The sequence below is a fragment of the Streptomyces sp. NPDC043176 genome (assembly GCF_056436715.1).
Genome location: NZ_JBWKCA010000032.1, coordinates 39263 through 52757, shown reverse-complemented (window position 1 = coordinate 52757; position 13495 = coordinate 39263). Strand labels below are relative to the sequence as shown.

Annotated in this window: 10 protein-coding genes; 3 read left to right on the top strand and 7 right to left on the bottom strand. The window is 74.0% G+C overall.

Translation table 11 applies throughout. From position 1 onward, the window contains the following. Positions 1 to 38: 38 nt before the first annotated feature. Positions 39 to 869, top strand: coding sequence for an alpha/beta fold hydrolase (locus tag AC067A_RS33975; protein WP_479247001.1), 831 nt, complete (start codon positions 39 to 41; stop codon positions 867 to 869). 302 nt (positions 870 to 1171) lie between these two features. Here AC067A_RS33975 and AC067A_RS33970 read toward each other — a convergent pair whose 3' ends face one another. The 4 genes from AC067A_RS33970 to AC067A_RS33955 form a co-directional block, all read right to left on the bottom strand. Beyond that, entirely contained in the window at positions 1172 to 1897 is a 726-nt protein-coding gene (locus AC067A_RS33970; protein WP_479247000.1) for an exonuclease domain-containing protein, read from the bottom strand. 87 nt (positions 1898 to 1984) lie between these two features. Continuing rightward, the gene (locus tag AC067A_RS33965) at positions 1985 to 3253 is read right to left on the bottom strand and encodes an SAV2148 family HEPN domain-containing protein (protein WP_479246998.1); all 1269 of its coding nucleotides are present in this window, start codon (positions 3251 to 3253) and stop codon (positions 1985 to 1987) included. Between the two features lie 110 nt (positions 3254 to 3363). Then, positions 3364 to 4698 carry a copper amine oxidase gene (locus AC067A_RS33960; RefSeq protein ID WP_479246996.1) on the bottom strand — a complete coding sequence of 445 codons (1335 nt, stop codon included), beginning with the start codon at positions 4696 to 4698 and terminating at the stop codon, positions 3364 to 3366. A gap of 54 nt (positions 4699 to 4752) precedes the next feature. Continuing rightward, positions 4753 to 5556 carry a Tat pathway signal sequence domain protein gene (locus AC067A_RS33955; RefSeq protein ID WP_479247033.1) on the bottom strand — a complete coding sequence of 268 codons (804 nt, stop codon included), beginning with the start codon at positions 5554 to 5556 and terminating at the stop codon, positions 4753 to 4755. A gap of 190 nt (positions 5557 to 5746) precedes the next feature. On the opposite strand from AC067A_RS33955, the gene glgX reads away from it, so the two are divergent. Then, entirely contained in the window at positions 5747 to 7867 is a 2121-nt protein-coding gene (gene glgX, locus AC067A_RS33950) for a glycogen debranching protein GlgX (protein ID WP_479246995.1), read from the top strand. Here the strand turns inward: glgX and AC067A_RS33945 are convergent. Then, positions 7836 to 9071 carry an MFS transporter gene (locus AC067A_RS33945; RefSeq protein ID WP_479247031.1) on the bottom strand — a complete coding sequence of 412 codons (1236 nt, stop codon included), beginning with the start codon at positions 9069 to 9071 and terminating at the stop codon, positions 7836 to 7838. The genes glgX and AC067A_RS33945 overlap by 32 nt on opposite strands. A gap of 90 nt (positions 9072 to 9161) precedes the next feature. Between AC067A_RS33945 and treY the strand changes: the two genes are divergently transcribed. Continuing rightward, positions 9162 to 11543, top strand: coding sequence for a malto-oligosyltrehalose synthase (treY, locus tag AC067A_RS33940; RefSeq protein ID WP_479246993.1), 2382 nt, complete (start codon positions 9162 to 9164; stop codon positions 11541 to 11543). Positions 11544 to 11612: 69 nt separating this feature from the next. On the opposite strand, the gene AC067A_RS33935 is transcribed toward treY, so the two are convergent. Then, positions 11613 to 12101 carry a hypothetical protein gene (locus tag AC067A_RS33935; RefSeq protein ID WP_479246991.1) on the bottom strand — a complete coding sequence of 163 codons (489 nt, stop codon included), beginning with the start codon at positions 12099 to 12101 and terminating at the stop codon, positions 11613 to 11615. Between the two features lie 102 nt (positions 12102 to 12203). Continuing rightward, on the bottom strand, positions 12204 to 13361 hold the full coding sequence (locus tag AC067A_RS33930) for a cytochrome P450 (RefSeq protein WP_479246989.1): 1158 nt from the start codon (positions 13359 to 13361) through the stop codon (positions 12204 to 12206). Positions 13362 to 13495 lie beyond the last annotated feature (134 nt).

Here is a 13495-nt window from a genome sequence, read left to right as displayed (position 1 = left end):
GCCGGTGCCGAATCCGGCCCGATGAACGGGGTGTCGAGATGCGTGTCGAACTGTCCGAGGTGTCCCTCGACGTCGAGGTGAGCGGCGAGGGGCCCGCCGTGCTGCTCGTGCACGGCTTCCCCGACAGCCACCACCTGTGGCGCCATCAGGTCGCGGCGCTCACCGCCGCCGGATTCCGGTGCGTCACGCCGACGCTGCGGGGCTTCGGCGCGTCGGACCGTCCCGAGGGCGGCCCGGAGGCGTTCCACCCGGCGAAGCACGTCGGCGACCTGCTCCAGCTCCTCGCCCGGCTGGACCTCGACCGGGTCCATCTGGTCGGCCACGACTGGGGCTCCGGCATCGTCCAGGGTCTCGCCGGTGTGGTGCCGGACCGGGTGCGCAGCCTGAGCCTGCTGTCGGTGGGTCACCTGGGCTCTTTCCGGGCCGCCGGCTGGGAGCAGAGGCAGCGGTCCTGGTACATGCTGCTGTTCCAGCTGGCCGGGGTCGCCGAGGACTGGCTGGCGCGGGACGACTTCGCCAACCTGCGCGAGATGCTGGCCGAGCATCCCGACGCGGAGGCCGTGATCGAGCCGCTGCGCGCCCCCGGCGCCCTCACGGCCGCACTGGACATCTACCGCGCCGGTCTCCCGCCGGAGGTCCAGTTCGGTGCCGGCCCGCCGGTGGTCCCGCTGCCGACGACCCTGCCGGTCATGGGCCTGTGGTCCACCGGCGACCGCTTCCTGACCGAGCGGTCGATGGAGGGCACGGGCGAGTTCGTCCAGGGGTCCTGGCGCTACGAGCGTGTCGAGGAGGCCGGTCACTGGCTCCAGCTGGACCAGCCGGAGCGGGTGAGCGACCTGCTGCTGTCCTTTCTCAAGGAGAACTCCTGACGGCTCGGCTCCCGGGTCCGTCGGCGACCGGCGGCACCTCGCCGTCCGGACCAGCGCCCCCTCCAGGCCGGCGCGGGCGGTCCGGCCCGTCGCGTCCGGGGCACCCCCGAGCTCACGCTCACCGTCCGCGGCCTCGGCGACGCTCGTGGCCTGCCTCTTCGACGTCGGCCCCGACGACACGGCCGCGTCATCACCCACGAGCCGCTCACCCTGGCGGATCGCCCCCGGCGAGGCCCGCACCGCCGCCTGGAGGCTCCCGGGGGTGTCCCAGGGGGTGTCCCAGGGGGTGTCCCAGGGGGTCTCTAGACCGCCGCCGCGATCGCCGCGCGCAGGGGCCACGTGGGGTCGACGACGGCTTCCGCGTCGCCCTTGCCGCGCAGGAAGGCCTGGAAGTTCTCGGCCCAGGCGCGGTACCAGCCGATCTGGCGGTCGTGCAGCTCGGCGAGGTCGAGGCCGGCCACCTGCGGGTGCCGCTCGGCTATCGCGACGGCGACCCGGACGGCGGCCAGCGCGTCGGCGGCGGCCTGGTGGGCGGCTTCGAGCACGACGCCGTACTCGGCGCAGACGGCTTCCAGGGTCCGCTTGCCGCGCCGGTAGCGGTCGACGGCGCGGTCGATGGTGTAGGGGTCGACGACAGGGCCGATGGCCGTCCCGCCCAGCCGCTCCTCCAGGGAGGGCAGTCCGTGGCGGCGCAGCTCGGCGGCGAGGAGGGTGAGGTCGAAGGAGGCGTTGTACGCCACGACCGGGACACCGTCCTCCCAGTACTCGGCGAGGGCCTTCGCGATCTCGTCGGCGACCTCGCGCACCGGCCGGCCCTCGGCCGCCGCGCGCTCGGTGCTGATGCCGTGGATCGCGGTGGCCTGCTCCGGGATGCGGATGCCCGGGTCGGCGAGCCAGTCCCGCCGGCGTGTGACCCGCCCCCCGCCGTCGACCTCGACGATCGAGGCCGTGACGATACGGGCCTCCAGCGGTTCGGTGCCGGTCGTCTCCAGGTCGAAGCCGACCAGCGTGTCGTCGTGCCAAGCCATCGGGTCCTCCTTACGTGATCTCCCCCGTGGTGCTGACCACCCTCGCACGCACCACTGACAACGCCTCCGGCTGCCCCCGGCGGGGGCTCAGGAGACGGGGCGGGAGTCGAGCCAGACCGACTCGAATTCCTCCCGGTACGTCTCGAAGAGGCCGTGATCCCCGTCACGGGAGGCCTGCCCGTGCCGGACCACGTTCCGGCCGCCGCCGCGCAGCACGAGGACCGGTGCCTCCATGCCGCGGGCCCGGCGCAGGTAGGACTGGACGACGCCGACGCCGTCCGGGCCGTCCCCGTCCACCAGGTAGGCGGTGAACCGGGGGGTCTCGTCGAAGACGTGGATCTGGAAGGCGCCCGGGTCGCGCAGCTTCGAGCGGACCCGGCGCATGTGCAGGATGTTCATCTCGACGGAGCGGCTCAGCTCGCCCTTCTTGAGGCCGAGCTCGCGCTCGCGCCGCTTGACGGCGCTGCTCGCCGGGTTGAGGAAGAGGAGCCGGACCCGGCAGCCGGACTCGGCGAGCCGGACCATGCGGCGGCCGGAGAAGTTCTGCACGAGCAGGTTGAGGCCTATGCCGGTGGCGTCGAGGCGGCGGGCGCCGCCGAAGAGGTCCTCTGCGGGCAGCTGCCGCTGGAGCCGGACCCGGTCGGGGTGGACGGAGACGACGTCGGCGTACCGGTCGCCGACGAGGTCCTCGACGGCGTCCACGGGCAGCCGGTCGGCGGACGGCACTCCGGCGCCGCTGCCGAGGATCTCCAGGATGCGGGCGGAGGCCCGTTCGGACTGGGCGAGGACGGTGAGCGACAGGGCCCGGTTGCGGGAGACCACGTTCCGCGTGACCTCCAGCTCGTCGAGGGCGAGTTCGACCTCGCGCCGGTCGTCGAAGTAGGGCTCGAAGCAGGGCCAGTGCTGCACCATCAGCTCGCGGAGCTGGGGCAGCGTCAGGAAGCTGAGCACGTTGTCGTCGGCCGGGTCGAGGAGGTAGCCCTTGCGCCGGGAGACCTCGCGGACGGCGACCGCGCGCTGGACCCACTCCTGGCCGGCCGGTCCGGCCGCGGCCACCACCCACTCCTCGCCGTGCACGGGTTCGTACACGGGTCGCAGGACGGCGGCGACCACGGCCCGCAGCCGCTGTTCGACGAGGTTCAGCCAGATGTAGGCGCGCCCGGCCCGCTGGGCGCGGGTGCGCACCTCGCTCCAGGCCTCGGCGCCCCAGTCGAGTTCCGCGCCGATCTCGACCGGCCGGGCGACGGTGACCGCGCCGGGCGGTGCGACCGTTCCGGTCGGCGCCTCGGCGGGGTCGGCCGGCCCCCCTTCGTGACCCGCGTCACCTGGGGGCAGCTCCAGACCTCCCGAGCTCACCCGCGCACCGCCTTCTGCTCCTGGAAGCCCGTTTCGACCACTCTGACAACGATCAAGGAAGGGTACTCCGGGAGCGGGAGGCGGTGCAGCAGGATCGTCAGGCTGCTTGCTCAACTGCCCAGATCGGGCTGTCCGTTCTGTGAGGCGAGATCGGACGGAGTGAGCGGATTCATAGCGGTTAGGTCCCTGGGCGCGAGCTGGAAGCCCTGCCAGTGGACCGGCATCGGCTGCTGGTCCTCGTCCCGGGCGATGTGGTGGAACCCGATGTTGACCCACACGGACGGCTTGGTCAGGGTCTCGCCGTTGACCCATTTGTCGACGCTGTTACCGGCGTTGGGGGCGCAGTTGCCGATGTTGTCGCTCGCGTACTGCTCGCAGGCGCGGGCCTGGGTGAAGTACACGTCGTGCTTGGTGAAGCCGCGGCCCGCGTGGGTGTCGCTGTGGCCGGGCACGATCTCGTACGAGCGGGCGTGGCCGTCGGCGTTGGTGCCGGTGCCGCTGACCACGCGCCACCAGCGCATGTTCTTGGCGTCCCCGGCGAGCTCCTTGGTGACGACGGTGCGCTTGGTCGTCACGGTCGGTCCGCCGCCGCCCGCGGGGGCCGGGGTGACGGTGGAGTCGAACTGCTCGATCCGGTCCTTGGTGGAGCCGTCGAGGCCGAAGTCCAGCTTCCAGAAGACGTTGTGGGCGTGGCTGGTGGCGTAGCCGCGGGCGCCCTTGCCGAGGGGCCAGCCGCGGCCGTCGGTGGCGTTGTAGTCGACCGGAGAAAGGCTGCCGGTGGCACCGACGTTGGCGCCGATGGTGCCGTCGGCGGAGAACCGCCACTCGGTGATGTACTCGTACCAGCCGACCTTGTTCACGGTGTAGACGAGCAGGTCCTTGGCCTGGGCGTGCCAGACCTTGGAGCCGCTGTCGCTGGCCATGCGGTAGGCGTGGCCGCGGGCCCGGGTCGTGGTGCACAGGCCCTTGACGTCGCCGGCCTCGGGCACCTTGATCGTGGTGAGGGTGCCGCCGGGGCACTCGGCGGGCTTGAGGGCCTGCAGGCCCCAGCCGAAGCCCGCGCCGGTGAGGTCGTCGTACTCGGAGACGCCGTCGTCGTACGGCACGTGGATCTGGGCGAGCCGGGCGCTGGCGAGGACCTTGACGGGGGCGGCCGTGCCGGGCGGCTGGTAGGTGATCTTGTCCAGGACGAGACCGGCGTCGGTGCTGTAGCGCCAGCACATGCGCCAGCTGGCACCGCCGTCGAGCTTCTGCATGATGCGGTAGGCGGAGGAGCAGTCGGGACCCGCCGCGTACGCGGTGCGGGGCGGGGGCGGGGTGGGTGCGGCGGTCGCGGGGCCGGCGGCGGCCGTGGCGGTGCCGAGCAGGGCGGCCGCGGTCAGGGCGGCGCCCCGCCCGCGGACGCGTCGCGTCTGTCGGGTGGCCGGGCTGTGCTGGGTGGACATGGGAACGTACTCCCTCGTACGGAAGGCGGCAGGAGAGGGCCGGGGCGGCGGTGGTCAGCCGACGCGGGTGACGGTCCTCGCGGAGAGGTCGACGATCAGGTTCCGGGTGTCGATCCAGGCCCCGTTGAGGACCTTGGTGACGAGCCGGACGCAGCGGTGCTCACCGCAGCGGACGAGCTGCGGGGGCACGTCGGCCTCGCGGTAGGGGCGGTAGGCGTCGCCGTTGAACCACAGCTGGGCGGTGGAGGTGAGCTCCTTGCCGGTGGCGTCCTTGTAGTCCTCCTTGACGCCCTTGCCGAGCGGGCTCGCGAGGATCAGCTCCAGGGCCTCGCGCAGCTCCTCGGGGTGGGCGGAGGGCTGGACGCCCTTCTGCGCACCGGACTTCTCGACCTTCCCCGTGTCGAGGTTGACGGTCCGGGTGATGAGCTCGTCGCGCGCGTAGTCGTAGAAGCGCACGTCGGCGCGGCGCGTGTCGTCGCCCGGCTGCGGGTCGGCGAGCTCGGTGGTGAGGTGCTGCGGCCCGCGGCCGCCCTCGACGTTCTCCTGGGCGGCCGCCGCGGGCGGGGTCAGCGCCAGCGCCTCGGCCCGGGCGAGCTCGTCGTCGGTGAGCGGGTCGCTGCCCACTCCCCGGGCCCCCTCGACCGGCGGCGGCGCCACCGTCGCCGGCGGCGGGGCGGAGCCGGCGGCCCGCGCGCCCGCCTCGCCCTGCCCGGTGGACGCGCCTGCGGAGGCGGCGCCGGACGTCCCGGCCGTGTCCGCCCCCACCGCGGCGGTGCCGCGCCCGCCCGGCGTGCCCTCGGCCCCCGCCGAGGCCGGCAGGGTGACCGCGACCGCGACGGCGGTTCCCGTCACCGCCATGGCCGCTCCGGCCACCACCTTCCCCAGGTGGCGGCGTGCTATTTCGTACACACTTCCCCCTCTATCCCCCTCTTGGTCCTACGGTCACCCGGTAGGACGGGGCGAAGTCCTAGGAGGTTGCCCCTCTTTCGGGCAGGATCTGGCCGAAGAGCACTTCATCAACCCGGACAGAAGAGGAAGATTCGTATCCATGCAGGTCTGGCCGGGAAAGGCGTACCCCCTGGGCGCCACCTACGACGGAGCGGGCACCAACTTCGCGGTCTTCTCGGAGGCCGCCCACAGGATCGAGCTGTGTCTGCTCCATGACGACGGCTCGGAGACGGCGGTGGAGCTGCGCGAGACGGACGCGTTCGTCCGGCACGCCTATCTGCCGGGCGTGATGCCGGGTCAGCGGTACGGGTTCCGGGTGCACGGCCCGTACGCCCCGGACCGCGGGCTGCGGTGCAACGCGGCGAAGCTGCTCCTCGACCCGTACGCGCGCGCGGTGTCGGGGCAGGTCAAGTGGGGCGAGGCGGTGTACGGCTACCCGTTCGGGCGGCCGGACGCGCGCAACGACCTCGACTCGGGCCCGCACACGATGACCTCGGTCGTGGTCAACCCGTACTTCGACTGGGGCGACGACCGGCGCCCGCGCACCGAGTACCACCACACGGTGATCTACGAGGCCCATGTGAAGGGCCTGACGATGCTCCACCCGGACCTCCCCGAGGAGCTGCGCGGCACGTACGCCGGGCTCGCGCACCCCTCGGTGATCGGCCATCTGAAGAAACTGGGCGTGACGGCGCTGGAGCTGATGCCCGTTCACCAGTTCGTGAACGACCACCGGCTGGTGGACGCGGGGCTCTCCAACTACTGGGGCTACAACACGATCGGCTTCTTCGCCCCGCACAACGCGTACGCGTCCTGGGGCGACCGGGGCCAGCAGGTCCTGGAGTTCAAGTCTGCGGTGCGGGCCCTGCACAAGGCAGGGATCGAGGTCATCCTCGACGTGGTCTACAACCACACCGCCGAGGGCAACCACCTGGGCCCGACGCTCTCCATGCGGGGCCTGGACAACCCCTCGTACTACCGGCTCGCGGACGACCCCCGCTACTACATGGACACCACCGGCACGGGGAACTCGCTGCTCATGCGCTCCCCCCACGTGCTCCAGCTGATCATGGACAGCCTGCGGTACTGGGTGACCGAGATGCACGTGGACGGCTTCCGCTTCGACCTGGCGGCCACCCTGGCCCGCCAGTTCCACGAGGTGGACCGGCTGTCGTCGTTCTTCGACCTGGTGCAGCAGGACCCGGTGGTGAGCCAGGTGAAGCTGATCGCCGAGCCGTGGGACGTCGGCGAGGGCGGCTACCAGGTCGGCAACTTCCCGCCGCTGTGGACCGAGTGGAACGGCAAGTACCGCGACTGCGTGCGGGACCTGTGGCGGGGCGAGCCGCGCACGCTCGCCGAGTTCGCGTCCCGGCTGACCGGCTCGTCCGACCTCTACCAGGACGACGGCAGGCGCCCCCTGGCCTCGGTCAACTTCGTGACCTGCCACGACGGCTTCACGCTGCGCGACCTCGTCTCGTACAACGACAAGCACAACGAGGCGAACGGCGAGGGCAACCGGGACGGCGAGAGTCACAACCGCTCCTGGAACTGCGGGGCGGAGGGCGAGACCGAGGACGTCGGGATCGCCGAGCTGCGCGCCCGGCAGACGCGCAACTTCCTCGCGACGCTCATGCTGTCGCAGGGCGTGCCGATGCTCAGCCACGGCGACGAGTTCGGCCGGACGCAGGGCGGCAACAACAACGCGTACTGCCAGGACAACGAGGTCTCCTGGGTGCGCTGGCCGAAGGAGAACAGCGAGACCGAGGGCACGCTGCTCCGCTTCACGCGCGCGATGGTCCGGCTGCGCCGGGACCATCCGGTCTTCCGGCGGCGCCGCTTCTTCCACGGGCGGCCGGTGGAGGGCACCCACGACGAGCTCACCGACATCGCCTGGTTCACGCCCGAGGGCGAGGAGATGACGTCCCGCGACTGGCAGGCGGCGCACGCCCAGGCGCTGACCGTCTTCCTCAACGGCAACGCGATCTCGGAGCCGGGTCCCCAGGGCGAGCGGATCGCCGACGACTCCTTCCTGCTGATGTTCAACGCCTCGGCGAAGGAGCTGGAGTTCGCCGTCCCGGACGGCCACGGCCGCTGCTGGCGGACGGTCGTGGACACCTCCGACCCGGAGGGCATGCCGCCCCGGGAGGGCCCGGAGCTCGCGGGCGGCGAGCGCGTGACGCTGGCGCCGCTCAGCCTGACCGTTCTGCGGCGGCCGGCCTGACCTCGCGTACGACGGTGGCGGGGGCCGGCACCCGTACCGACCAGGACAGCACCGCGCAGGCCACGGCCGCCCCCACCGCCACCGCGAAGGCGGCGGGGGCTCCGTGGCCCTCGGCGAGCCGGCCGGAGAGCGCCAGGGCGAGCGCCTGACCGCCGACGATCCCGCTGGTCAGGAACGCCATGGACTCGGCGAGCCGGGTGGCGGGCACGGTCCGCTCGGTCAGTCCGAAGACGGTGATGAGGTGCGGGGCGTAGGCCGCGCCGAGGACGACGACCACCGCGTACAGCGCGCCGAGGGAGCCGACGAACAGCAGCGGCACGGAGAGCACGACGAGCCCGGCGGTGGCGGCGCGCCAGCGGGTCGCCGGACCGACGCGGGCGGGGACGGCGGCCATCGAGAGCCCGACGGCGGCGCTCATCACGCCCATGGCCGCGTAGACCAGGCCGGCCTGGGCGGGCGCGCCGAGCTCCTCGGTGAACGCGGTGATCCCGGCCTGGGAGGCGCCGAACATGGCGCCCTGGAGCACCATCGTGCCCCGCAGGGCGTACGCCGATGCCGGCAGCCGCGTCCGTTCGGCGGCACTCTTCCGGGTGGAAGCGGACGGCTCGGGGGCGGTGGCCCGGGCCGTGGGGTGCAGGGCGAAGGCGGAGCCGCAGACGAGGAGCAGGAGCGCGGCCGCGAGGAGGGCGGCGGCCGGGTGGGCGAGGGCCGCGGCGAGGCCGACGAAGGCCGGGCCGAGGACGAAGGACACCTCGTCGAGGGTCCCCTCGAAGGAGAGCACCGCGCCGACGAGCCGGTCGTCCGCCCCGGACCGGCGGGCGAGGGCCACCGACCGGGTCCGGGCGAGGGGTCCGACCTGCGGGACGGTGGCGCCGGCGAGGACGCCGAGCGCCATCAGCCCGGCCGTGGGCGCCCGGGCGAGCGCGGCGAGGACCAGGGCGGCGACGGCGACCGCGTTCGCCAGGGAGGCGGCGAGGACGACCCCGCGCTGCCCGTGCCGGTCGGCGAGGCGTCCGACGAGTGGCCCCGCGGCGGTCTGCCCGGCCGCGAGGGCGCCGCCCGTGAGACCCGCCGTGGCGAGGGAGCCGCTCGTCTCGGCGACCAGGAGCAGGCTGCCGAGCTGGCACATGGCGGTGGGCAGCCGGCCGAGGAAGGAGAGGACCGGCAGGGCCGTTCCGAGCAGGGACAGCGTGTCGCGATACATCCGGAGCATCACGCGAACGTAACGCGATGCACACGAACGGGTGCATGGGGCGATGACACAGAAGCCCTCCGACGGGGTACGTACGTTCGCATGACCTTCCTCCCGGTCCCGTCCGCCCCGCCCCCGCCGCCCGCCGGCGCCCCCGTCCCCGTCCCCGTCCCCACCGCGACCTACCGCCTCCAGCTCCAGCCGGAGTTCCCCTTCGAGGCCGCCGAGCGTGCCGTGCCGCACCTCGCCGGGCTCGGGGTCTCGCACCTCCACCTGTCGCCGGTCCTGGAGGCCGTGCCCGGCTCCGCCCACGGCTACGACGTGACCGACCACCGGTTCGTACGGGCCGAGCTGGGCGGCGAGGAAGGGCTGCGGGCGCTGTCCGCGACCGCCAGGGCGCACGGGCTCGGCCTCGTGGTGGACCTGGTGCCCAATCACATGGCGGCCTCCCCCCGGCACAACCCCGCGCTGCGCGCCGTCCTCCGTGACGGCCCCGACTCGCCGTACGCCCGCTGGTTCGACATCGACTGGCGGGCCGGGGACGGCCGGATGCTGCTCCCGGTGCTGCCCGCACGGCTCCCCGAGGTGCGCGACCGGATGCGCGTCTCCGGCGGCTCCCTGCACCTGGACGGGCAGGAGTTCCCGCTGCGGCCGGGCACCGAGGCGATGCCGCTCGACGAGCTGCTCGACGCCCAGTGGTACCGGCTCGGATGGTGGCGCCTCGCCCGCACCGAGCTCGACTACCGGCGGTTCTTCACCGTCTCGGACCTCATCGGGGTGCGGGTGGAGGACCCCGAGGTGTTCGCGGCGACCCACGCGAAGATCGTGGAGCTGGTCGCGGACGGGGTGGTCGAGGGGCTGCGCATCGACCACCCGGACGGGCTGGCCGACCCGCAGGGCTACCTGGAGGACCTCGCGGCGGCGACCGGCGGCCGCTGCTGGACGGTGGTCGAGAAGATCCTCACCGGACCGGAGACCCTGCCCGCCGCCTGGCCCGTCGCCGGCACCACCGGATACGACGCGCTCCGACAGCTCGACGGCGTGTTCACCGACCCCGTCGGCGCCGAGGAACTGGCCGACCTCTACCGTGAGTTCGTCGGCAAGGCGGCGGACCGGGGCGGCCACTGGGAGGCGACCGCGCGGCGCGCCGCGTACGAGGTCGTCACCCATGACCTGGCCTCCGAGACGGCCGCGCTGACCCGCGTCGCGGACCGGATCTGCGCCGCCGACCCCGCGCTCCGCGACCATGCCCCCTGGGCGCTCGCCACCGCGATCCGCGAACTCCTCGTCCGCGTCCCGGTCTACCGCACCTACCGGACCGGCGGCGAGGAGGTGCTGACCCCGGAGGCCGCGCGCGGCGCGAAGGCCGCGTTCGCGGTGCCCGAGGAGGCGGCGGCGGTCGACGTCGTACGGGACCTGGCGCTCGGCGCGCGCGGTGACGGGCTCGAGCACCGGGCGTTCCGGGCGCGGTTCGCCCAGACCTCTTCGGCGCTGCGGGCCAAGTCGGTGGAGGACACCGCCTTCTACCGCTACACGCCGCTGCTGTCGGCCAACGAGGTGGGCGGCGACGCCGGCCACCCGGCCGTGTCGGTGGAGGAGTTCCACGCGTACTGCCTGCGGATCGCCCGCGACTGGCCCGCCACCGGCACCGTGCTCTCCACGCACGACACCAAGCGCAGCGCGGACGTCCGGGCCGCCGTCGCGGTGCTCGCCCAGTGCCCGCGGGTGTGGGCGGACCTCCTCGCGGAGGTCGCGGGGGTGCCGGCACCCGATCCGCACGTGGCGTGGACGGCCTGGCAGACGGCCTTCGGCTTCGGAGCACCGGACGCGGACCGGCTCGTCCCCGCGATCCTCAAGTCCGTCCGCGAGGCGGGGCTGCGGACCAGCTGGACCGAGCCCGATCCGGCGTACGAGCGGGCCGTCGCCGACTTCGCCGCGGCCGGGCCCGGCCGGATCCCGCTGCGGGCGGCCTCGGAGGCGGCGTTCGCCCTGGAGCCCCACATCCGCGCGCACGCGCTCGGAGCGGCCCTCGCGCAGCTGACGATGCCGGGGGTTCCGGAGCTCTACCAGAACACCGAGCGGGAGTACCGCGCCCTCGTCGACCCGGACAACCGCGCCCCGTTCGCGATCGGCCCGGACGACGACCGGACCGCCCTGGTCCGCGCCGCGCTCGGGCTGCGCCGCGCCCGCCCGGAGGCCTTCGGCCCCGGCGGCACGTACGTCCCGCTGACCGCGACCGGCCCGGCGGCGGACCACTGCCTCGCCTTCTCGCGCTCGGACACGGTGGTGACCGCCGTCACCCGCCTGTCCCTCCGCCTCGCCGAGGCGGGCGGCTGGCAGGACACCGAGCTCGTCCTTCCGGACGGGTGCTGGTCGGACGTCCTGGACGGCGTGCGCGAGTTCACCGGCGGCGCCGCCACCGAGCTCAAGCTCGCCGAACTCTTCGCGGACCGCCCGGTGGCCCTTCTGGTGCGGACGGGGTGAGGCCGCTCCGCCCGGTGCGCCCCGCGGACGGCCGCCCGTCCCCGTTCCGGGGCGGGGCGGCCGTCGGCGTCAGGAGCGGGAGGCCCGGGAGACCTCGCACTTGGTGTACTCGGAGCCGTCGCCGGATCCGGTGTACGGGGTGGTGAGTTCGGCCTTCTCGGTGGCGCCGGCGGCGACGGCGATGCCCGTCTTGGTCGCGGTGGCCGGGGTGGCGGTGCCGCCGGTGAACCTCATGGTGATGCTGTAGTCGTAGTCGAGCACGCCGTCGTTGTTCACGCTGACGCGGGCGACGAGGTTCTTGGTCGCGGAGTCGTACGTGCACTCGTCGATGGTGACGTCGCGCTCGGCCTTGTTGGCGCTGCTGGAGCCGCCGGGTACCGAGCCGCCGGAGGAGCTGCCCGAGCCGCCGTCGTTGTCGCTGTGGTTGCTGCCGCCGCTGGAGGAGCTGCTGCCGGAGCTGCTGCCGCCGCAGCTGCCGCCGTGGGAGCCGCGGGCACCGGTCAGGGCGACGACGGCGATGCCGAAGACCGCGATCGCGCGGACATGACGAATCTTCATGTTTGAATCCCCGTTGAAAGTGGTAGAGCAAGCGCTCATTGACGAGCGCACGTCACCCTAACAGCGGTTCGGAGGACGCCCGTCCCCCGCCCGGGACCCGGCTCAGCCGCCCGGACGGACGATCAGACTGCGCGGGGACCGGGTGATGAGGCCGGTGGAGACGGGACGGAAGCCGTCGGCGAGGCGGAGCCGGGGCATGGCCGCGAACAGGGCGCGCACCGCGAACTCGGCTTCCAGGCCGGCGAGCAGGACGGCCGGGCAGCGCCCGCTCCCGTAGGTGAGCTGGTCGGCGTCGTCCCGGAACGGGTCGAAGCGGTCGGGATCGCGGAACCGCTCGGGGTCCCGGCCCGCCGAGCCGATGAGCAGGGCCACGGACGCGCCCGCCGGGACGGTGCCGCCGCTGACCACGACCTCGGTGCGGGTGCGGCGCATGGCGATCTGCACCGGTGGATCGCGGCGCAGCGACTCGGTCCAGGCGCGGGCCACGAGCCCGGCGGGGGCGTCGCGGAGTGCGGCGACCCGGTCGGGGTCGGTGAGGACGTTGGCGAGGAAGGACGCGAGCGCCTTCTCCCTTACGGCGATCTGCCCGCCGCACTCCCCCGCGAGCGCCCCGGCCGCCCGACCGCGCACCAGCCGCATCATGTCGCGGTACGGCACGCCGACGGCGGCGGCGACGGTCCCGGCGGGCAGCCAGTGACAGAAGTCGGCGACCAGGTCGGCCTGTTGACGTTCGGCGATCCGGCGGGCGAGGACGTACGCGGTGCGTTCCGCGACGGCGCTCAGCGCGGCGACGCCGATGTCGACGTGGGCCTCGTCGCAGGGCGGGTCGCCGGGCCGGTGACCGTGCGTGAAGCGGCTGTCGGTGAGGGCCGCGGCGACGTCCGCGTAGCGGCTGAGGACCCAGGCCCGCAGCAGCGGGTCGTAGGTGAGCGGGAACTCCTCGCGCAGGGTCCGGTGGATCGCGTGCGGGTCGCGCGAGGCACCCGGGTCGAGGGGGCTCGGCGCGACGGTCCGCCCGGTCGGGCCCGCGGGCCCGGCGGCCGCCGGGTCGACCGCGGTCCGCACGCGGCCCGGCACGGGGGTGCGGAGCGGGGCGCCGGCCCGCGTGGCGGCGCGCGGCGCGTCCGGGCTCACGGCCGAGGGTGCCGCCTGGGCCATGGACGGGATCCGGGTCCAGGGGTCGTCGGACGCCCCCGCGCGCGGGTCCCCCGTCCGGTCCGGCAGGTCCTTCCCCATGCCCCGGTTCGGCTCGTCGCTCATCGCGCCCCCTGTCGATCGGCGGTGGGTGCCGCGGCCGGAGAACATGGCGCGCGTCCCCCCAGCCCACCACCGAAGGGGGCCGGCCGCCCACCGCATACCGCCGAACGGGTGAAGCAGGTGGCGGGTCGGACGGG

Coding starts and splice junctions, on each gene's coding strand:
- AC067A_RS33975 (WP_479247001.1), top strand. CDS start 39: ATGCGTGTCGAACTGTCCGAGGTGTCCCTCGACGTCGAGGTGAGCGGC.
- AC067A_RS33970 (WP_479247000.1), bottom strand. CDS start 1,897: ATGGCTTGGCACGACGACACGCTGGTCGGCTTCGACCTGGAGACGACC.
- AC067A_RS33935 (WP_479246991.1), bottom strand. CDS start 12,101: ATGAAGATTCGTCATGTCCGCGCGATCGCGGTCTTCGGCATCGCCGTC.
- glgX (WP_479246995.1), top strand. CDS start 5,747: ATGCAGGTCTGGCCGGGAAAGGCGTACCCCCTGGGCGCCACCTACGAC.
- treY (WP_479246993.1), top strand. CDS start 9,162: ATGACCTTCCTCCCGGTCCCGTCCGCCCCGCCCCCGCCGCCCGCCGGC.
- AC067A_RS33960 (WP_479246996.1), bottom strand. CDS start 4,698: ATGTCCACCCAGCACAGCCCGGCCACCCGACAGACGCGACGCGTCCGC.
- AC067A_RS33930 (WP_479246989.1), bottom strand. CDS start 13,361: ATGAGCGACGAGCCGAACCGGGGCATGGGGAAGGACCTGCCGGACCGG.
- AC067A_RS33945 (WP_479247031.1), bottom strand. CDS start 9,071: ATGTATCGCGACACGCTGTCCCTGCTCGGAACGGCCCTGCCGGTCCTC.
- AC067A_RS33955 (WP_479247033.1), bottom strand. CDS start 5,556: ATGGCGGTGACGGGAACCGCCGTCGCGGTCGCGGTCACCCTGCCGGCC.